At 63.7% G+C, this 20,080-nt stretch carries 14 protein-coding genes; 8 read left to right on the top strand and 6 right to left on the bottom strand.

All coding sequences use genetic code 11. The features are described 5' to 3' along the window. The first annotated feature begins 56 nt into the window (after positions 1-56). Positions 57-5,177 carry a dermonecrotic toxin domain-containing protein gene (locus CGA22_RS14385; RefSeq protein WP_041024011.1) on the top strand — a complete coding sequence of 1,707 codons (5,121 nt, stop codon included), beginning with the start codon at positions 57-59 and terminating at the stop codon, positions 5,175-5,177. Here CGA22_RS14385 and CGA22_RS14380 read toward each other — a convergent pair. Then, a complete protein-coding gene (locus CGA22_RS14380; protein ID WP_041024010.1) occupies positions 5,146-6,102 on the bottom strand; it encodes a class I SAM-dependent methyltransferase in 957 nt (318 codons plus the stop codon). The two genes, CGA22_RS14385 and CGA22_RS14380, sit on opposite strands and share 32 nt — an antisense overlap. Positions 6,103-6,306: 204 nt before the next feature. After that, positions 6,307-7,098, bottom strand: coding sequence for a murein L,D-transpeptidase catalytic domain family protein (locus tag CGA22_RS14375; protein WP_223194782.1), 792 nt, complete (start codon positions 7,096-7,098; stop codon positions 6,307-6,309). Positions 7,099-7,164: 66 nt separating this feature from the next. Between CGA22_RS14375 and CGA22_RS14370 the strand changes: the two genes are divergently transcribed. From CGA22_RS14370 to CGA22_RS14355, 4 genes are all read left to right on the top strand, one after another. Next, positions 7,165-8,736 carry a murein L,D-transpeptidase gene (locus CGA22_RS14370; protein WP_041024009.1) on the top strand — a complete coding sequence of 524 codons (1,572 nt, stop codon included), beginning with the start codon at positions 7,165-7,167 and terminating at the stop codon, positions 8,734-8,736. A gap of 547 nt (positions 8,737-9,283) precedes the next feature. Next, positions 9,284-11,845 (top strand): nitrite reductase large subunit NirB, encoded by a 2,562-nt coding sequence (nirB, locus tag CGA22_RS14365; RefSeq protein ID WP_041022306.1) that lies wholly within the window; start codon positions 9,284-9,286, stop codon positions 11,843-11,845. Further along, on the top strand, positions 11,845-12,222 hold the full coding sequence (gene nirD / locus CGA22_RS14360; RefSeq protein WP_041022305.1) for a nitrite reductase small subunit NirD: 378 nt from the start codon (positions 11,845-11,847) through the stop codon (positions 12,220-12,222). The genes nirB and nirD overlap by 1 nt, the downstream gene beginning before the upstream one ends. 208 nt (positions 12,223-12,430) lie before the next feature. Next, positions 12,431-12,871: a CBS domain-containing protein gene (locus CGA22_RS14355; RefSeq protein ID WP_041022304.1), complete on the top strand. Its 441-nt coding sequence runs from the start codon at positions 12,431-12,433 to the stop codon at positions 12,869-12,871. Between the two features lie 169 nt (positions 12,872-13,040). Here the strand turns inward: CGA22_RS14355 and CGA22_RS14350 are convergent, their stop codons facing one another. Genes CGA22_RS14350 through CGA22_RS14335 form a run of 4 tightly spaced genes read right to left on the bottom strand, consistent with a single transcriptional unit; the run spans position 13,041 to position 17,660 of the window. After that, positions 13,041-13,505 carry a response regulator gene (locus CGA22_RS14350; protein WP_024777679.1) on the bottom strand — a complete coding sequence of 155 codons (465 nt, stop codon included), beginning with the start codon at positions 13,503-13,505 and terminating at the stop codon, positions 13,041-13,043. After that, positions 13,502-15,814, bottom strand: coding sequence for an ATP-binding protein (locus CGA22_RS14345; RefSeq protein ID WP_041022303.1), 2,313 nt, complete (start codon positions 15,812-15,814; stop codon positions 13,502-13,504). Before CGA22_RS14345 ends, CGA22_RS14350 begins: the two co-directional genes overlap by 4 nt. Then, positions 15,811-16,479 carry a response regulator gene (locus CGA22_RS14340; RefSeq protein WP_041022302.1) on the bottom strand — a complete coding sequence of 223 codons (669 nt, stop codon included), beginning with the start codon at positions 16,477-16,479 and terminating at the stop codon, positions 15,811-15,813. Before CGA22_RS14340 ends, CGA22_RS14345 begins: the two co-directional genes overlap by 4 nt. Then, a complete protein-coding gene (locus CGA22_RS14335; RefSeq protein WP_041022301.1) occupies positions 16,476-17,660 on the bottom strand; it encodes a sensor histidine kinase in 1,185 nt (394 codons plus the stop codon). Before CGA22_RS14335 ends, CGA22_RS14340 begins: the two co-directional genes overlap by 4 nt. Before the next feature lie 185 nt (positions 17,661-17,845). On the opposite strand from CGA22_RS14335, the gene CGA22_RS14330 reads away from it, so the two are divergent. From CGA22_RS14330 to CGA22_RS14320, 3 genes are all read left to right on the top strand, one after another. Further along, a complete protein-coding gene (locus CGA22_RS14330) occupies positions 17,846-18,367 on the top strand; it encodes an SgcJ/EcaC family oxidoreductase (protein ID WP_041022300.1) in 522 nt (173 codons plus the stop codon). A 228-nt stretch (positions 18,368-18,595) separates the two neighbouring features. Further along, positions 18,596-19,105, top strand: coding sequence for a sigma-70 family RNA polymerase sigma factor (locus CGA22_RS14325; RefSeq protein WP_041022299.1), 510 nt, complete (start codon positions 18,596-18,598; stop codon positions 19,103-19,105). After that, on the top strand, positions 19,102-20,049 hold the full coding sequence (locus CGA22_RS14320) for a FecR domain-containing protein (RefSeq protein ID WP_041022298.1): 948 nt from the start codon (positions 19,102-19,104) through the stop codon (positions 20,047-20,049). The genes CGA22_RS14325 and CGA22_RS14320 overlap by 4 nt, the downstream gene beginning before the upstream one ends. Positions 20,050-20,080: the final 31 nt, after the last annotated feature.

Below are 20,080 nucleotides of genomic sequence, written 5' to 3'. Positions count from 1 at the left end.
TCGCGCCGGTTGGGCGCATCTAGATTCCCAATTGCCCCCAAGGATGGAGGTCCACCATGTCTACCCTCGATACCCATGTCGAGTTCATCCAGGCCCGGCTGCCCGCCTGGTTGAAACGGGCCACACGGCCCCAGCAGGAACGCTTCAAGGTGCTTACCCGGCAACTGCAGCGCGACAGCGACGTGCTGAATGCGTTGCTCACCGACTTGCCATCGCCCTATGCCTTTACCCTCGATCTGCTCAAGATGCAGCCGCAGGTCCAAGGTTGGAGCCGGGTGAATGGCGGCGGCAGCGTCGTCGATGCCATACGCCGGGCGCGGGTCAGGCGTGGGCCTTTCGTGACCGATCCCTCGCTATCGGTGATCGAAGCGGCCATGGGCAACTATCCTCCCGCCGATGCAGTTATCGGGGGGGATTTCGATAAGAAGGGCGAGCTGTTCATCCAGGGCAGGGCGGGAGAGTTCAACCAAGGGGACACCCCAACGAACCGTGCGCCACTGGACATGACCCCGGCCAGTTTCGCCAGCCTCTGCCGACAGGTGGACGCCGGTGGGGCGTACCGGCAGAAGCTCGAACAGCGGCTGCCCCGCATCGCCGGTGAAGTCCCGGTCGTGGCAAAAGCCTACATGGCGTACGCGCGCAGCCTGTTGGTTCATGATGCCTACGAGGCGAAGTTGGCCGGCCGCCTGAATAGCACCGGTGAGCGGCTGCTGGCCCATGCCGGTGTCCAGTTGGAAGCGCATCCTGTGACGCCCTTGGCCTGCGAGGTCAAGGCGCTGGAGTTGCTGTCCGCGCCGTTGTTCGGCGCTCGGGTGTACTGGGGGCTGGCGAGCGACGCCAGCGGTGTTCGTCCGATCGTCCTGCACATGCCCCACGATACCGTGGCTCCGCTCAAGCAGTTCGCAAATTTGCAGGCGCTATCGGCGGAGCTGACCGAGCGGGTCCGTAAACGCAGTTATCGCCAGGACCTGACGCAATATTTCCCGTTGCGCTTGCAAGCCAGCCTGGGGGCGGCCCTGCACGATCAGGTGGAGTGGACGATCACCGATAACCCCAATCTGTTCCAGGAAATCCATGCTCGCATCACCGGTTGGCGTGAGGGCGAGCAGGGTGAGAGCGACAATCCCCGACGCATTCGGATCCCCGTGCCCAGGGTCGCCTGGGGCCTGAATGACGTGCGCGAGGATCATTGGCACGCCGCTTACCATGAATGGCGGGGCCATGCGCTGGGCAACGCCTCGGCACTGATGGTGTCGACCCGGGATCAGGATCGGCGGGCGCTGCTGGCGCGGCTGGAATACTGGGAGAGTCTGGTCGAGCGCTCGCTGATGCTCGCGGCCACCTTTTTCCCGTTCTGCATGCCCATCGGCATGGGGGCCGCGGTGGTCGGTGGGGTGCGCCTGGTGTATGAGATTTTCGAAGGTATCCAGGCGTTCAACGAAGGCCACGCACAAGAGGGGATCGAGCATATTTTCAATGTGCTGTTCGGGGTCGCTCAAGGCGCCTACCTGGGGTTCATAGGCGCAGCCATTGAACCGATGCCCGTGGCGGACGGTAGCACCCGGTTGTGGAATGGCGACGTCCGTCCCTTCGAAGCACGGCGCCTGCCACCGGTGGAGGCCGAGCAGGACGCCTGGGGTGTCTGGCGCATGGCCGACGCGGCATGGGTGCGGATCGAGGATCGTTACTTTGAAGTACAAGGGACACAGGACAACCTGAGCCTGCGCCTGCCCTCGGAGCACAGGGGCGTCACGCCGCCGTTGGAATGGAGCCGCGCCCGTGGCTGGCAGTGGGCGCATCGCAACCCGTTGCAGCGCGGCAATCTGGAGCTGTTGCGCACGTTCGCCGAAACGCCTGCCGAACTGGATAACCCGACGATCCTGACCGTGCAACGTCAGGTCGGCATCAGCGAGGCGCATTTGCGCTACCTGCAAGTCGAAGCGCAGCCGATGCCGGCCATCTTGGCCGATGCCCTGGATGAGGCTCGAAACTGGCAGTGGGTGCGGCACACCATCGACCGTCTACGCCGTGGCGAAGCACCGCAGGGCATGCATTTTCGTATCGTCCAGACCCTCGCGGAGCTACCGGGCTGGCCGGAGGACATGACGTTGCGCTACCACGATGGGGTGCGAATTTACCCCGTGGGAGATGCGGCCGACACGCGCTCTATCCTGTTGATGCGAGCGGATCTCGCACGCGATAACTGGGCCGCTCGAATCCTGGATGGGCTGAGCGTGGATGAGCAGACCGCGCTGCTGGGCCAGAACAGCCTCGGCTTGCGCCCGCTGGAGCGCAGTCGTTTGTTGGCCGTGCGCTGGGCCGCGCGCCTGGAGCGCGATGCCAAGCGGGTGACCCTGGCCATGGCTAAGTCAATCGCGCTCGACCCGCTGGCCGTTCCCTTGATCCGGGCCTTTCCGGGTTTACCTGAGTCCATCGCCAACGAGCTGGTCCGCAACGTATCCGGTCAGGATCGACAGCGTTTACTGGAAGGACGGGTGACTGGAACACTCGGCAAGCAGGCGGCCGAAGCCTTGCGTGAACTGCGCCTGAGTCGGGCCCTGCGCGCCTTGGCGCGGGGGGAGAGCACGGTCGATCGAGACCGCATCGTCATCAACCTGCTGGCCAATACCCCTTCGCTGCGGGGGCGGCTGCACCTGCGCCTGTGGCTGCGCGAGCTGCCGGATCCGATTGAGGTGGGGCAGGATGGTCCGTTCAAAGTCATCCGCCAGGAAGGTGACCGGTATCGCCCCTTTGACGAAACCGGCGAGGAACTGGCGAGCGCCATGGACCTGGAAGATGCGCTGCTCAGGGCGATGCCGGACGATGCCCGCAGGGCATTGGGCTTGAATATCTGGGAGGCGGACAAGCTACGCAACCAGTTGCTGGTACAAGCCATGGATGACCGGCAAGCGTTGCGTCCCTACCTGGCGATGCGCCGCCTGGGCAGCCTCGGGTCGCGTCCGCTGTGGTTGAACGGGCACTTGGTTTATCCGCTCAGCGGCCGTGGCCGGCTGCCGCTGCAAGACTGGAACGGTAGCTTGAACCAGCGGCTTGAGCGACTGTATCCCGCTCACGCGGGGGATGCCCTGAGACGGCTACGGTTTGGCCTGGTCGAGCAGGCCCAACTCGAAGGCGTTCGCTTCGATGACTTGATCAACCGCCTGGAGAACGACTGGACCACCCTGGACCAAGGGTTGCGTCAATGGGAGGAGCAGGAAGGGTTTCACCATCCCGTCGAGCAGACGCTGGACCGTGAGGCACTGTTGGCGCAACGTCGGAGCGTTACGCGGATCATCCGCCGTGCCTGGCAGCGCGCACCTGATCCGGGCAGCGAGGGCAGTGAGCTGGTGGTGCGGATCGAAAACGTCAACATCGGTCGACTGCCTCCGGTGACCGTTCGTTTGGTACATATCGAGACGATGATCCTGACCAACCTGGGGTTGGTGGAGGATCCTTCGGATTTCCTGCGGATGTTCCCCGGCATCGATTCGCTGAACCTGCGGGGCAATCATCTCACCGCCGTTCCTGTCGCGGTGGCGCAGTTACGGGCACTGGTGGATCTGTCGTTGAGCCGCAACCCGCTGCACCTGGACGCGAATGTATTCACGCCTTTGCTGGGGACCGATCCCTACATCCCTTTATGGACGCTGGACCTGTCGGGGATCGGCAGCGCACAGGCGGGCACCAATGCCGAGGTGATTGCCGCCATCGGCAGCCTGGCCGGATTACCCTCCCTGCGTGAAGTCATATGGGCCGACAACCTGAGTTTCACGCCCGAACAGTTGCAGGCCCTGACCACTTCGCTGCCGGATTTGCGCTCGCTGAACCTGGCGCGCTGTGGCCTGCGCCTGGATGAGGAGGGCAGCGCGTTCCTGCGTTCCGCCACGGCTTTGCAGGAACTGCGCTTGAACGAAAATAACTGCCGGGACCTGCCTGATCTGCCAGAGCTGGTGAACCTGATGACGCTGGAATTGAGCCGGACCGGGCTTGACCGGGTGCCTCAACTGGCATTGTCAGTGCTGGCCAGGCACACCGAGGTGTTCATTTCCGATACGTTCGTCGTCGACCTCAGCGGCAATCGCATCACCAGCATCCAGGATGACCTGTTGCCTGTGCTCGCCCGCTTGAGCGACCTGGACTCCCTTGGGGTCTGGCTCGACGACAACCCGCTGCCCAGTGTCCAGGCCAACGCCCTTCGGGTGATTTTCCCCGAGTCTTTCCGATACACCATCGATGATTGGCTGTACATTTCGCCCTCGCTCCAGAGGGCCCTGGAGGTCGCTCGCGATGATCCGGGGATGCGCAGCTTCATCGACTGGTTCTCCACGCTCGTGCGCGATGCCGATAGCGGGACGACCGCCGGGTTGTCATTCAGCGTTCGCCAGCGGGCGGCTGCGGTCTTGCAGCATTACATGGGCTCTCCGGGCGCCTATGACCGCCTGCCGACGTTGATCGGCGACTTCGATCAGCAACTGCGGCAACTGCGCACGCGCCTGCAAGCCCGTATTCTGGACAGGGAGCAGCCGGACCTCCCCGAGCTGGAACTGCACTTCAGAATGTTCGAGTCGGTCATGCGCGCGCGCCTTTCCCGGCACGGCGCGCCTTTTGCCGGTTTCCTGACGGACCACCTGTCCAATTGGGAGTACGTGCTGATGGAGCGATTTCCTGACCCCTCGCAACTCGAAGCACAGATGACTCGGGACGCGTTCATCGACTGGCTCAGCGATGCCCAGGACACCTTCAACAGCAACGATCAGATCCCGAGCCCGGGCGAGATGCTGTGGCGGCCTTACCTGGGATTGATGTCGCCCCAATGGGCTGAAGGGTTGGCGATCTGGGAAACCTTGGATGACGACCTGGTGAATGCCTTCAGCGGGCCGGTGAATCCATCCCGCTGGCCCCAGGTGATGCTGGACAACCTGGCACACCCGGACCCCGAGTTGCCTAGCGCCCTGGAGCCGGTCACGGAAGGCGGGCGAACGGTCTGGCGCCGGATCGGGCTCGAAGCCGTCGCGGATGTGGATTGGGCCGCCGGCCGGCCGGTGACCCTCACCGAGGATCAACTGCGCCGCACCATGGCCATCTACCGTTCGGTCAAGAGCCGGGAAATCGAAGCCTTGGTGCGTCGGGTGACCATGGGCCTGGTCAATGCCTGGTGGCCGGTGCTGCCGCTTTGAAGACCAGGGCCTTCAAACCGCACTGACTGTCGATGTCGGGAAATTCCGGTGGGTTGGCCAGGCGTTCGCTGAAGGCCAACCCGGGGGCTTCGCGGGTGACACCGTCGATGAGAAAGTCCGGGCCGGTGGCCGGGTCATTGCTGCAGGCCAGGACGGTGCCGTCGGCGGCCAGCAGTTCCGGCAGCCGGCGCAGCACCCGTTGGTAATCCTTGGTCAGCAGGAAACTGCCTTTCTGGAAGGTCGGCGGATCGATGATCACCAGGTCATAGGGGCCGCCGTTGATCACCTTGCCCCAGGACTTGAACAGGTCATGGCCGAGGAAGCTCACCTGGCCCAGGTCATGGCCGTTCAAGCGATGGTTGTCACGACCACGGCTCAGGGCCGCGCGGGACATGTCTAGATTGACCACGTGCCGGGCACCACCGGCGATCGCCGCCACCGAGAAACCGCAGGTGTAGGCGAACAGGTTCAGCACGCGCTTGCCGGCGGCATTGGCGCGGACCCAGTCACGGCCGTAGCGCATGTCGAGGAACAGGCCGTTGTTCTGCTTCTTGCCCAGGTCGATCCGGTACTGCAAGCCGCCTTCGGTCAGGGTCCATTCATCGATGGGTTCGCCCACCAGCCATTGGGTGAGGCTTTGCGGTAGATAACGGTGTTGCACCGCCAGGGTATGAGCCTTGCTGTGTTGCCATGCCGGCGCGGCGGTGATAGCGAGCAGCGTCGACAGCAGCTCGTCCAACTGTTCAGGCGCAGGCTCCTTGAACAAGGAAACCAGCACCACGCCCTGGAGCCAGTCGACGGTGATCTGCTCCAGCCCCGGCCAGCAGCGCCCGCGGCCGTGGAACAGGCGACGGGTTTCTTCCGGCACGGACGCCAGGGCGGCCAGTAAATGAGTCTGCAGGGTTTGAAGGGCTTCAGGGTTCATCAGGCAATGCCGGCGATTCGAAAGGCCGGCATTTTAACCACCCGCTGATTAGGCGCAATCCCTGGGAGCGATGGGATCTGTGGGAGCACAGCTTGCTCGCGATAGCGACAGACCAGTCAACATTGTTGCTGACTGACTTACCGCTATCGCGAGCAAGCTGTGCTCCCACAGAATCCTCACAGCAGGCTTCTGTCCGGTGGGCCGTCAGCCACCACTGGTCGCCAGAATGCTCGCTACCTGCTGTGGCCGGCAGTTGAGATAGGCCGAACGCTTGAGCCAGCCCGGGTCCGGGTACCAGGAAAACATGAATTGCCCGCCCTTGAGCTTGTCGATCACCTGGCGCGCCACCTGGGGGCGCACCGCAGGGCAACCCTGGCTGCGGCCGATACGACCCTGGCGCAGGCTCCACAACGGGTTCACATAGTCGGCGGCATGGATCACGAGGGCACGATCACGGGCCTGGTCATTGAAGCCGGGCTCCAGGCCATCCATGCGCAGCGAATAACCATGGGTGCCCTGATAGCTTTCCTGCGTGCGGAACAGCCCGAGACTGGACTGGTAGCTGCCCAGGCGATTGGAAAACTGGGTGGCGAAATTCTCCCCGGATTTCTGTCCGTGGGCCACCAGGTCACGCAGTACCAGCTTCTTCTGGCGCAGGTCGAAGATCCACAGGCGCCGGGCCGTGGACGGTTGTGAATAGTCGATCACCGCCAGGTGACGGGCCTGGCGAGCCCCGTTGGCGACCGCGCATTGCATGGCGCTCAAGGCACTTTTGAGCGCCAGGGGATTGAGTTCCGGCGCGGCGTGGGCGAGGCTGTTGTAAAGCTGTTGAGAATTCGCCTGCTCGGCCAGCGCCGGAGCGCATAACGCGCCCAGTGCTGCCGTGGCCAGGCAGAGCCGGCGAATGAGCGTGAGCGTGGATGCAAAGAATCCACGTGAGGTTATAGGCTGATGTGTGTGTGCGGCATCCCGTCCGTAATTGTTCGTTTGCATCATGATGGCGGGTCGTACCTGTCGCAAAGTCAACCGTCAACGAGACGGCCATGGATTGGAGTAAAGCAGTTGTTCAAAAAGCCCGTATGTTACTTGAGCCTTTTATTGCTCGCTTCGCCATTGGTCGCGACAGCCGGTGACGTTCCGTTTGGTGATCAGGCACCTGTACAGGCCACGCTGGCCCAATTATCGGTGGCTTGTCCGGTGCTGGCCGCGGGTGTCGACTTTCCGACGATGCTGAGCTTGCAGGCGTTCTACGAGCAAAACGCCGGCCAGGCCGTCTGGTCGGACGACGAACGGCTGATGGCCTTGGGGGTCCAGTTGCAGCAACTGGCCGATGACGGACTGGATCCGGCCCGGTACAGCTTGCCGGCTGCCGATACGTCCCTGAGCCCGGCCTGTGTCGACATCGCCATCAGCCAGCGCTACCTGCAAGCCCTGCATGAACTGCGTTTCGGCTATTTGCCCCAGGACCGCCTGGAGCCGGTGTGGAGGGCCAGCCCGCAGCCCCAGGACCGCCAGGCCCTGATCCTGGCCATTGCCGAAACGGGTTTGAACAACCTGGCCGCCGCCTTTGAACAGGCCCGCCCGAGCCTGGACCTTTATCGCAACTTGCGGGGGCTTTATGCCCAGCAGCTGCAACAGCCTTTGTCCGAATGGCAACCGGTGCCCACAGGTGCCCTGTTGCAACCGGACAAGCAGGACGCGCGGGTGCCGGCCCTGGCGCGACGGCTGTTCAGCGAAGGCTACCTGAGTGCGCCGCCGGTCGCGGGCGACGAGCATTACAGCCCCAGCCTGGTGGACGCGATGAAGAGTTTCCAGCTCCGGCATTCGCTGCAAGCCGACGGCGTGGTGGGCCCGTGGACCGTCACCGAGCTGAATGTCAGCCCGGCCATGCGCCGCGAACAGTTGCGGATCAATCTGGAGCGCATGCGCTGGCTGGCCCAGGACCTGGAGCCTGACAGTGTGCTGGTCAACGTCGCGGCGGCCCAGTTGACGGTGTACCAGGGCGGCGCGCCGGTCTGGCAAACCCGCACCCAGGTGGGTCGTGCGGAGCGGGAAACACCGTTGCTCAAGTCCCGGGTGACAAGGCTGACCCTCAATCCCACCTGGACCATTCCGCCGACCATCCTGAAAGAAGACAAGCTACCGGAGATCCGCCGCGACCCTGAGTTCCTCAGTCGCCAGAACCTGAAGATCATCGATCGCGATGGCCTGCCATTGTTGGCCGAGAATATCGACTGGGATCATCCGGGCGACCTGATGCTGCGCCAGGATGCCGGCCCGAAGAATCCGCTGGGCAAACTGGTGATCCGCTTCCCCAACCCGTTTTCCGTGTACCTGCATGACACGCCCAGCCAGGCGCTGTTCAGCAAGGGGCCACGGGCGTTCAGTTCGGGATGCGTGCGGATCGAGCAAGTGATGCATCTGCGGGACCTGCTGGTGACCCCGGCCGAACGCCTGCGCACCGACACCCTGCTGGCCGACGGGCAGACCCATGAGTTCAGGCTCGCCAGGCCCATGCCGATCCTGCTGGGTTACTGGACGGTGCAAGCGGACAGCCAGGGCCAGGCGATGTATATCCCGGATGTCTACGGGCGGGATGTCAAGCTGTCCGCTGCCCGCGGTCGAGCGCTCTGAGCCAGGCTGACCACCGCTATCGCGAGCAGGCTCGCTCCCACAGGGTATTGAGTGAGCGCCGATTTCGCGGGCGCAGCAGGACCATGTTGGAGCGAGCCTGCTCGCGATGAGGCCCGCCCATTCACCGCTGTGTTGACAGATCTCTCCGCGAGAAGCACTGCACTTTTATGAAGCCAGCAGCATCGGATCGCACCATGGGAAGGCAGCTGTCCTGGTGCCGCAGACGTTGAATTTCCCAGGTGACTGGAGGGCCGTCTTCGCGGGCAAGCCCGCTCCCACAGGGGTAGAGCTGCTACTAGCCTCTGGGATTTAAGGGTTGGCACGCTCGCTGCAAGAGAGCATCCAGGCCCACCGCGAACACAATCGAGTGGGCAGCCCCGTCGGTCAACGAAGATCGAGTGCCAGCAGGCCGGGCGATAACGGTAGATCGGAGCGCAGTCGCCGGATCGATACCGCACAGAACAGGCAAAGACGCCTGAAACCGCAAGGTTTCAGGCGTCTTTTTTTTGCTTTCAAAACCGTGATGGGCTTTTGTCGGGTGCTTTCTATGAATTCCAACGTTGCTTCCCTGAACAAGCTGCAAACGCTGATCGTGATCGGCAATGGCATGGTCGGCCATCACTGCGTCGAGCAGTTGATCGAGCGCGGTGCCCTCAACCATTACCGTCTGCATGTGTTCAGCGAAGAGCCGATGCGTGCCTATGACCGCGTGCACCTGTCCGAGTATTTCTCTGGCCGCGACGCTGAATCCCTGGCTCTCGGCGAAGCTTCGCTGTACCGGACCCCGGGTGTCACGCTGCACTTGGGCGTACCGGTGCTGGAGATCGATCGTCAGGCCCGTCAGGTGGTCACCGCCCAGGAACGCATCGGCTACGACAAACTGGTGCTCGCCACCGGCTCCTACCCATTCGTGCCACCCATCGAAGGCGCCGACGGAGACTCCCGCCTGGTCTATCGCACCTTGGAAGACCTGGACGCGATCCGCGCCGCCGCGACCAATGCCCGTCGTGGCGTGGTGGTTGGCGGCGGCCTGCTGGGCCTGGAAGCGGCCAATGCCCTCAAATCCCTCGGCCTGGAAGCCCACGTGGTGGAATTCGCCCCACGGTTGATGCCGGTGCAACTGGACGAACAGGGCGGCCTGGCCCTCAAGGCGCGCATCGAGATGCTCGGCGTCGGCGTGCACCTGTCCAAGGGCACCCAATCCATCAGTGCCGGTGAGCACTACCGCTATCGGATGAACTTCGGTAACGACGACTTCCTGGAAACCGACCTGATCGTGTTTTCCGCCGGTATCCGTGCCCAGGATGTCTTGGCTCGCCAGAGCGACCTGCAGATCGGCCCGCGCGGTGGCGTGGTGATCGATGACCAATGCTTGAGCAGCGACCCGGACATCTATGCCATCGGCGAATGCGCAGCCTGGAACGGCAGCATCTTCGGCCTGGTCGCACCGGGCTACCAGATGGCCCGCAGCGTCGCGGCGCAACTGAGCGGCGAAAGCGGCGAACCGTTCACTGGCGCCGACATGTCCACCAAGCTCAAATTGCTCGGTGTCGACGTGGGGTCCATCGGCGATGCCCACGGCCACACGCCGGGCTCGCGCAGCTTCCAGTTCATCGACGAAACCAGCGCCAGCTACCGGCGACTGGTGGTGGACGCCGACGGCAAGCGTGTCATCGGCGCGGTGCTGGTGGGTGACAACAGCTACTACGACACCTTGCTGCAGTACATGCAGAACGGCATCGCCTTGCCCAAGGATGCCGCCAGCCTGATCCTGCCGACTTCCGAAGGCGCACCGACCCTGGGCCCGGCCGCGCTGCCCGCGGCGGCGACCATCTGTTCGTGCCACAACGTCACCAAGGGCTCGATCTGCTCGGCCATCGACGGCGGCTGCACGGATCTGGGACAACTCAAGTGCGACACCAAGGCCGGTACCGGTTGCGGGGGCTGCGCCGCGCTGGTCAAGCAGGTGTTCGAACATGAGCTGGTCGCCCGTGGCGTCAGCGTCGACAAAAGCCTGTGCGAACACTTCGCCTATACCCGCCAGGAGCTGTACGCCCTGGTGCGGGTGGAAGGGATCATCAGCTTCGACGAACTGCTGGCCAAGCATGGCCGCGGGCACACCGGTTGCGACCTGTGCAAACCAGCGGTGGGCTCGATCCTGGCCTCGTGCTGGAACCAGCCGATCATGGACCCGTCGCTGGTGCCGTTGCAGGACACCAACGACACCTTCATGGCGAACATGCAAAAAAACGGTACCTATTCGGTGGTGCCGCGCATTGCCGGCGGGGAAATCACCGCCGACAAACTGATCGCTATCGGCGTGGTGGCGAAGAAATACGACCTCTACACCAAGATCACCGGCGGCCAGCGCATCGACCTGTTCGGCGCCCAACTGCACCAGTTGCCGGACATCTGGGCCGAGCTGATCGAAGCCGGTTTCGAAACGGGCCATGCCTACGGCAAATCCACCCGCACGGTGAAATCCTGCGTGGGCAGCACCTGGTGCCGTTACGGCGTGCAGGACAGTGTGCAAATGGCCCTGACCCTCGAAGATCGCTACAAGGGCCTGCGCTCGCCCCACAAGCTCAAGTTCGCGGTGTCCGGTTGCACCCGCGAGTGCGCCGAGGCCCAGAGCAAGGACGTCGGCGTGATTGCCACGGAAAAAGGCTGGAACCTTTATGTCGCCGGCAACGGTGGCATGCGCCCCCGGCATGCGGAGCTGTTCGCCACCGACCTGGATGACGAAACCCTGATCCGCTACATCGACCGTTTCCTGATGTTCTACATCCGCACTGCCGACAAGTTGCAACGCACATCGGTCTGGCGTGAAAGCCTGGAGGGCGGCCTGGACTACCTCAAGGACGTGATCATCGACGACAGCCTGGGCCTGGGGGCCGAGCTCGAAGCCCAGATGCAACTGGTGGTCGACCGCTACGAATGCGAATGGGCCAACGCCCTCAAGGATCCGGAAAAACTCAAGCGTTTCCGCACGTTCGTCAACGACAAGCGCGGCGATCCGGATGTGCATTTCGTCCGCGAACGCGGCCAGCGCCGGCCGGTTCACGCCGGTGAACTTCACCTGATTCCCGTTACCGAGGAGGTGCTCTGATGAGCCAGTCAAACGTCGTCCGTATACCAACCGCCGAAGCCCAGGTGCAATGGCGCGCCCTGTGCAGCCGCGAAGACCTGGTCCCCAACTCCGGCGTAGTCGCCTGGCACGACGGCAGCCAGGTGGCGCTGCTGTACCTGCCCGAACAGCAGGACAAGCCGCTGTACGCCATCGACAACCGTGACCCCAAGTCGGGCGCGAATGTCATCGGCCGCGGCCTGTTGGGCAGCATCAAGGGTGAACTGGTGATTGCCTCGCCGATGTACAAGCAGCATTTCCGCCTGGAAGACGGCCACTGCCTGGAATACCCGGAACAGCGCCTGCGGGTGTGGCCGGTGCGGTTGAATGGTGATGTGGTGGAGATTGGTGAGGATTGATCGCGCCTTCGGGAACACTGCTTTTGTGGCGAGGGGATTTATCCCCGTTGGGCTGCGCAGCAGCCCCAAATATTTTTGCCGCTGCGGTGTATCAATCGGAATGCAGGGGGCCGCTTCGCAGCCCAACGGGGATAAATCCCCTCGCCACAGGGATTGTGTCTGAATCGAATTTTGCTGTTTGCCCTTTATGTGAAGTTGGGGATCGATAATGAAAACCGCCGCTCAACTGGTGAAACTCAAGAGTGTGCAGAACCAGCACGTCCACAGCATTGCGCCCGAGCAGACGGTGCTCGAAGCCCTGCGGATCATGGCCGAGAAGAACGTCGGCGCGTTGCCGGTGATCGAGGACGGCCAGGTGGTGGGTGTGTTCAGCGAGCGGGACTATGCGCGCAAGATGGTGCTGCACGGCCGCTCTTCAGTGGCAACTCCGGTGCGCACTATCATGAGCGCGCCGGTGGTCACCGCCGACAGCCAGCAGAGCATCGAACGCTGCATGGAGGTCATGACCGACAGCCACCTGCGGCACTTGCCGGTGCTGGATAACGGGCAGTTGATCGGCTTGCTGTCGATTGGCGACCTGGTCAAGCAGGCCATCGTCGAGCAAGCGGATCTGATCCGGCAGTTGGAGCATTACATTCGCGGTCATTGAGACCGCACACACAGGTTCCTATGGGTGCAAGGACTTGCCTTGATGCCAGGCGGCCGGCGCTAACCCTGTGGGAGCAAAGCTTGCTCGCGATAGGGGCAGACCAGTCGACATTGTTGCTGGCTGACCTACCGCAGTCGCGGGCAAGCCTTGCTCCCACAGCCCACAGCGCCTACTGGCTCGGCCCGGGCCGATGCTGGCGCAACAACTCGATCTGCTGGGCCGGAATCAACTCGCGCAAGGCTTTGTAGAGCGCTCGGGTCTCCAGCAGGTTCCAGATGCGCAGCATGGTTTCCAGCGCATCGAGGGGTTTGCTGATGAAGTCCCGGGCACCGAGGGCCAGGGCACGCAGACGGGTATCCCGGGTGGCGTCGGCGGTCAGTACCAGGATCGGCAGGTAATCGTTGGCCGGGATGCGCCGGTTGAGTTGTTCCAGCACGGCGAAACCGTCGAACGCCGGCATGTGCAGGTCGAGGATGACCAGGTCCGGCTCGAAGCTGTTGAACAGATCCAGAGTGCGCAGAGGCTCGGTACTGCTCAGCACGTTGTGCAACCCTTCGCGGGCCAGCAGTTGTTCCATCAGGTCCAGGTTGGGGCGCTGGTCGTCGATGATCAGGATGCGCAAATCGCGATTCATGCAGGCTCCGGTAAATAACGTTCAAGGTGGGCCAGGAAGGCCTGGATATGGATGGGTTTGGTCAGGATCGCCGTGGCGCCCGCAGCCTGAAGGGCTCGATGGGTCAGGTCGCTGGCATCGGCCGTGATCATCAACACCGGGGTGGACGCGGTGGCCGGGGACTTGCGCAAGCGACGCAAGACTTCCAGGCCCTCCAGGTCCGGCAGGGTCACATCCAGCAGGATCAGCTGTGGTGCATGCTGGCGCGCCAGGTCCAGGCCCATCTGGCCTTGCATGCTCGACAATAACTGGATGCCGGGACGGCGCTGCATCAGGGTTTCGATCAACGCCAGGCTCGACAGATTGTCCTCGATGCACAAGACCCTGCCGTGATACTCGACGGGGGGACGGGTAACCGCCAGGGCCGCGATAGGCGGCAAATGCGTGGTGACGACCTGGGCACCCGGCAACTGCAAGGTGAAACAACAACCCTGGTCCGGCACGCTGCGCACCTGGAGATTGCCCTGCATCATCTCCAGCAGGCTCTTGCTCAGGGACAGGCCGAGGCCGGTGCCTTCGACCTGGGGATCGGCGCCCAGGCGTTCGAACGGCTTGAACAACTGGTCCAATTGCTCCGGGGCAATGCCGCGTCCGGTATCGCTGACGGCAATGTCCACTCGTTTGTCCAGGACCGCCACCTCAATGCGCACTTCACCCTCGGGCCGGTTGTATTTGATGGCGTTGGACAACAGGTTGAGCAGCACCTGGACCAACCGCTGACGGTCGGCCAGCACGCCGCTGCCCTCGGGCAGCGACGGCAGTTCGACCAGACGAATGCCGGCGTCGGCGGCCATGGGTGAAACCAGCGTCAGGGCTTCGTGCAGAACCGTCGCCAGGGCGATGGGCTCGATGTTCAGCGGCAAGCGACCCGCCTCGATCCGGGCGATGTCCAGCACCTCGTTGATCAACGCCAGCAGGTGCTGGCCGGCGCGCAGGATGTGGCTGACGTGGGGACGCTGGCCGGCCGTGGAGTCCATGTCCAGCAGCTGCGCGAAGCCGAGGATGGCATTCAAGGGGGTGCGCAGTTCGTGGCTCATGCGCGAGAGAAACTCGCTCTTGGCCCGGCTGGCACTTTCCGCTTCTTCGCGGGCGGTGCTCAGGGCGATCTCGGCGGCGCGCCGGTCGGTGATGTCCCGGGTGATCTTGGAGAAACCGCGCAGGGCGCCGGTACTGGCGTATTGGGCGGTGATGACCACGCTGGCCCAGAAACGGCTGCCGTCCTTGCGACAACGCCAGCCTTCTTCCATGTAGTGGCCGTCGCGCATGGCTTCGCGCAAGGCCATCTCCGGATGCGCCGGGCATTCTTCGGCCAGATAGAAAAGCGAAAAATGCCGGCCGATGATCTCCTGCTCGGTGTAGCCCTTGATCCGTTCGGCGCCGGCGTTCCAGGTGGTCACATAACCCTTGGCGTCCAGCGCGAATATCCCGTAGTCCCTCACGCCGTCGATGATCAGCCGCAGGCGTTCCTCGTTGTCGCGCAGGGCCCGCTCGCGTTCGGCGAGCAATTGTCCGGCTTCCACCAGGCGGGTGCCCAACTGGCCGATTTCGTCCTGCTCCGGCGGTTGTGGCAGCAAGGGTTGGCCCAATGCCAGGCGCTGGGCATTGCCTTGCACCTGCTGCACCCGGGCGACGATGCCCTTGGAGAGGAACAGTACCGCGACAATCGCGCCGAACAGCCCGCACACCGCGGCCAGCAGAGTGGCAAGCAACAGCCGCATGCGCGTGGCCGATGCGGCGGCACTACGCTCGGCGAGCAGCGCATCTTCGCGGATGCGCATCGCGTTGATCTGTTCGCGTAGCACGTCCAGCACTTGCTTGTTCTTGATCAGCAGCGCGGTGATGGCTTCGGCGTCATCGCCCTTGCCATTGCGCAATTCCACCAGCCCGCCGAGTTTTTCGTCGATCAGCGGGGTGATGGTCTGGAGGTGTTCGCGCACCCTGGCATCGCGGATGTTGTGGTCCAGGCGTTGCAGCGCGGCCTCGATCAACAGGGTGGCCTGGTCATAGCCGGGCAGGAAGTCCTCGCGCCGGGTCAACAGGTAGCCACGCACACTGGCCGCCGCTTCTGCCAGCAGGGTATGCACCGTCTGGATATCGCCCTGGACGCGCAATACCCGACGAACATCTTCTTCGGCCCGGGCGGTCTGGCGCTCGGTGATGTAGATCAACACCAGTGACAGCAGCAGCACCACCAGCGGCAGGGAAATCACCACCAATGCCTTGCCTCGCAGCGGCAGGTCGGCCCAGCGGCGGGCAGCGAGGTATTTCATGGCCATTGTCCGGCGGGTTGTGCCACCAATCCCAGGGCAATACCGCGCACGGCGGCCTGGGTCCGGTCGGCGGCTCCCAGCTTGCCGATGACCCGTTCCACGTGGGCCTTGGCCGTACCGGGGGCGATGCCGAGCTTCTCACCGATCTCACGGTTGCTGAAGCCGCCCGCCACCAGTCCCAGCACCTGGCGTTCCCGCGCGGTCAGGGCCTGGAGTTGCGCGGCGCCGCTGGCGCCACGTTCGGTCATGCGCCGCAACAGGCGCGCACTGACCGAACTGTTCAATGCCTCCTCGCCCCGAGCGACCCGTTTGAGTGCGTCCAGCACCTCATCACGGCTGGCATCCTTGAGCAGATAACCGACGGCGCCGGCACCGATGGCCGCCTCCAGGTGGTCGGGGCTGTCGTCCATGGTGAAGATCACCACCTTAATGCCCGGTTGGCGCTGCTGCAGGATGCGCGCCGCCCCCAGGCCGTTGAGCACCGGCATGCGGATGTCGAGAATGGCGATGTCCGGTTGCAGCCGCTCGCACAGGTCGAGGGCTTCCTGGCCGTCGCGGGCCTGGCCGACGACCTCGAACCCGGCGTTGCCGGCCAACAGGGCGATGAATCCGGCGCGGGTGACTTCGTGATCATCGGCCAACAGCAGCCGTAAAGGAGAGGTCATGGATGTGCTCCGTGAATGGGCAGCGGCACGCTGGCCAGCAATCGGGTACCGTCGCCGGGCTCGCTGAGACACGTCAATTGGCCTCCCAGCAGGATGGCTCGCTCCTGCATGGCAGCCAGGCCCAGGTGGCGGGTGCCGTTGGTTTCGATGGGCTGCTCCAGGGCAAAGCCACGGCCATTGTCCTCCACCCGCAGGGCGGCCCGGTCGTCGCCGATCGAGAGCCCCAGGCTGACATGGCAGGCCCGAGCGTGCTTGAGAATGTTGTTGATGCCTTCCTGGGCGATGCGGAACAGGGCGATTTCGGTGTTGCCGGGCAGGCGCGCGCTGCTGTGTTCGACCCAGTCCACTGTCAGGCCGGCTTCGCGCAGGCGATCGGCTTCCTTGTCGACGGCTTTGTACAGGCCGAAATCATCCAGCACATGAGGACGCAGACCGCCGATCAGTTGCCGGCCTTCACCGACACAGCCCTGGGCCAACGCCAGGATGGTTTGCAATTCGTTCGCCAGGTCGGGCGGCAATACCGGGCAGCGTCCGGCGAACCCCTGCAAGCGCTGATGCAGGCCGGCGAGGTTCTGCGCCAGCCCGTCATGCAGGTCATACGCCACGCGCTTGCGTTCGTCTTCCTGGGCCGTGAACAACCGGTGGACCAGTTCGGACATGGTGCGCTCGCGGGCCTGGAGCGCTTCGAGCAGCCGATGGTTCTCCAGGTGCGCGGCCAGCAGGGTCGCCAGCAGTTGCAGGGATTCGATGTCTTCGTTGTCGGGCGCGCTGATGACCACGCTGTTGCCCAACAGCAACACGCCGAACACCGTGCCGTCGGCGGCTCGCAACGGGACCCGCAGGACCTGGGGCAGGGGGCTGTCGGGGTATTCGAGCCATTGCGGACCCGGTACCGGCGAATCAGCGACGCTCGCGAGCCAGTCGAGGCGCTCGCCGCTGCCATGGCAGGCGAGGGCGCTTGCCGGCTGATCAGGCGTCCATTCCAACAGCAGGCCATGGTCCATGGCGACGAACGCGCAGGCCCTTTGCACCACGCGCTGGCGCATCTGCGCCAAGGGCAAGCGGGTCAGCTCGTGGCCGGTGCCCAGCAACAGGCCCAGGCGCGCGGCGCGGCTTTGCGACTGACGATACTGGCTGCGGATGGCCAGAGCGCTGCCGGGATCAGGGGGTGGGCTTTGCATGGGGGCTCCAGCGTGAAAAAGACCGGTCCGGTCGTGACGTCGGTATTAGAGCGCGTCATCGACGCCGGGCCTATCTGCCGATCGGCATAGTCGATGGGCACCGGTTGGCCGATGGCGAGGGCTGCTGCGAACGGCAAAGTGGGGTCATTGAAACCGACGCTATTAATACCGAAAGGAACGCTACGATGAAAATGAAAACCCTGGCCCTCGCCACTTTTTTTGTACTGACCACGCCTTTTGTCCATGCCGCCGATGCAACGCCTTTCGTGTATCGCACCGTGGCCGAACAACCCAAGAACGTGAACGACCGGGAAATCGCTGCGCTGTTCGACCAATGGAACAAGACCCTGCAGACCGGCAGTGCCACCGCGATGACCAGCCTCTATGCGCCGGATGCGATTCTGCAACCGACCCTTTCCAACAAGGTGCGCACCACGCCGGCACAGATCCAGGATTATTTCGAACACTTCCTGGCGGGCAAGCCGGTCGGGCAGATCAACTACCGGGAAATCCGTCATCTGGGTCCCGATGCGGCGATGGACAGCGGGGTCTACACCTTCACCCTGACCAATGCCGATGGCAGCAAGAAGGATGTGCAGGCGCGCTACACCTACCTCTACGAGCGCTTGAACGGGCAGTGGAAGATCATCAACCACCACTCTTCGGCCATGCCGGAAGTGCCCCAAGTCCTGCACGCCAGCCACTGATATCCCTCGCTACAAAAGCGCCCTTGATCCCAAGGGCGCTTTTTTTCGTGTGCCAGAAAGATCCCTGTGGGAGCGAGCCTGCTCGCGATAGCGGTGGCCCAGCTTGCATCACAACCCTCGGTTTCCCCCTTATTTACACATCTCGCCGCACAAAGAACTTGGATTAGCTCGCGAACATTAATTAGAATCAGTCTCATTTAAGACATTCCATGCGCAGGGCTTCTTGACATGTTTGATGCAGCTACGCCGACGGAGCACTCCCTTCATGCCTTGTACCGTGATCATGGCGGCTGGCTGGAAGGCTGGTTGAGACGGCGCATGGGCAATGCCTGGGATGCGGCGGATCTGCGCCAGGATACCTTCCTGCGGGTACTGTCCAGTGCCCAACCGCTGGCGGACCTGCACGAACCACGCGCCTATCTGCTCACGGTGGGCAAGCGGTTGCTGAGCAACTTCTACACCCGCCGCAACCTGGAACAGGCTTACCTCGATGCCCTGGCGAGCCTGCCCGAAGCGTGCGTACCGTCGCCGGAGCAACGCTGGCTGCTGCTCGAAACCCTGCACGCCCTGGACGAGTTGCTCGATGGCCTGCCGCCCCAGGTGCGGCGGGCTTTTTTGTGGAGCCAGCTCGAAGGCCTGGGCTACCGGGAAATCGCCGAGCGCATGCAGGTGTCCGAACGCACCGTCAAGCGCTACATGGCCCAAGCCTATGAGCATTGCCTGCTGGTGGACTTTTGATGCGTCCGGCCCCGTCGTCCGAGGCTCGGGACGTCGCCCGGGCGGCTGCCCGCTGGCTGACCCTGATGGAGTTCGGCGGCAATGAGTTCGACTCCGCCGGCCTGCAACGCTGGCGCGACAGCAGCGCCCACCACGAAGCGGCCTGGCAGAAGGCCCAGCGACTGCGTCAGCGCTTCGCCGGGGTGCCGCCTTCGCTGGGCATGGCGACCCTGGATCGTCCGGCCTTGCCCCGGCGCGCCGTACTCAAGCGCGCACTTGGCGTCGCCGCGCTGGTCCCGACGGCCTGGATGCTCGGCCGGGCGTTGCCCCTGGACGCCTGGCGCGCCGACCTGCACACCGCCATCGGTGAACAGCGACGCTGGTCGCTGGTCGACGGCAGCCTCTTGCAATTGAACACCGACAGCGCCGTGAATCTGGACCTCAAGGCCCGGCGCCTGAGGCTGGTGCAAGGCGAAATGGCCCTCAAGGTCAGCGGCGTCACGCCCTTGGCTGTCCAGGCGCCCTATGGGCTGATTAGCGTCAGCCGGGGTGAAATCTGTGTGCGCCTGGGCGAGCTCGGCTGCCGGGTGTCGGTGGTCAGTGGTTCGGCACAGCTGCAACCGTTGCACGGACCTGAGCTGCGGCTGGAAGCGGGCCAGCAGGTCAGCCTCCACGCTGCAGGCGCAGGTCCGGTGACCGGGCTCGACGTCACGCAACCGGGTTGGCGTGACGGGGTGCTGGTGGCGCAGAACCAGCCGCTGGGGGACTTTCTCCGTGAGCTGGGCCGCTATCGCCCGGGTGTGCTGCGCTGGGACGACGCCCTGGAGTCGCTTCGGGTAACCGGCAGTTTCCGTCTGGAAAACACCGATAAAGTCCTCGCTTTACTCTCGGCCAGCTTGCCGCTGGATATCCAGATGCGCACCCGTTATTGGGTCACCCTGACGCTTCGAAAAAATATCGCCTGAAGCCTGTCCCCTTTTTTTGTCTCGCTTGTCA

The sequence above is a fragment of the Pseudomonas sp. PSB18 genome (genome assembly GCF_014596565.1).
Lineage (GTDB): Bacteria > Pseudomonadota > Gammaproteobacteria > Pseudomonadales > Pseudomonadaceae > Aquipseudomonas.
Note: the sequence above shows the minus strand (reverse complement) of the source record. Positions and strands in the feature narration are given on the sequence as shown.

What these genes read in the sequence shown, in the direction of transcription:
- CGA22_RS14375 (WP_223194782.1), bottom strand. Translation starts at nt 7,098, where the DNA reads ATGATGCAAACGAACAATTACGGACGGGATGCCGCACACACACATCAG.
- nirD (WP_041022305.1), top strand. Translation starts at nt 11,845, where the DNA reads ATGAGCCAGTCAAACGTCGTCCGTATACCAACCGCCGAAGCCCAGGTG.
- CGA22_RS14335 (WP_041022301.1), bottom strand. Translation starts at nt 17,660, where the DNA reads ATGCAAAGCCCACCCCCTGATCCCGGCAGCGCTCTGGCCATCCGCAGC.
- CGA22_RS14325 (WP_041022299.1), top strand. Translation starts at nt 18,596, where the DNA reads ATGTTTGATGCAGCTACGCCGACGGAGCACTCCCTTCATGCCTTGTAC.
- CGA22_RS14385 (WP_041024011.1), top strand. Translation starts at nt 57, where the DNA reads ATGTCTACCCTCGATACCCATGTCGAGTTCATCCAGGCCCGGCTGCCC.
- CGA22_RS14345 (WP_041022303.1), bottom strand. Translation starts at nt 15,814, where the DNA reads ATGAAATACCTCGCTGCCCGCCGCTGGGCCGACCTGCCGCTGCGAGGC.
- CGA22_RS14355 (WP_041022304.1), top strand. Translation starts at nt 12,431, where the DNA reads ATGAAAACCGCCGCTCAACTGGTGAAACTCAAGAGTGTGCAGAACCAG.
- nirB (WP_041022306.1), top strand. Translation starts at nt 9,284, where the DNA reads ATGAATTCCAACGTTGCTTCCCTGAACAAGCTGCAAACGCTGATCGTG.
- CGA22_RS14380 (WP_041024010.1), bottom strand. Translation starts at nt 6,102, where the DNA reads ATGAACCCTGAAGCCCTTCAAACCCTGCAGACTCATTTACTGGCCGCC.
- CGA22_RS14330 (WP_041022300.1), top strand. Translation starts at nt 17,846, where the DNA reads ATGAAAATGAAAACCCTGGCCCTCGCCACTTTTTTTGTACTGACCACG.
- CGA22_RS14340 (WP_041022302.1), bottom strand. Translation starts at nt 16,479, where the DNA reads ATGACCTCTCCTTTACGGCTGCTGTTGGCCGATGATCACGAAGTCACC.
- CGA22_RS14350 (WP_024777679.1), bottom strand. Translation starts at nt 13,505, where the DNA reads ATGAATCGCGATTTGCGCATCCTGATCATCGACGACCAGCGCCCCAAC.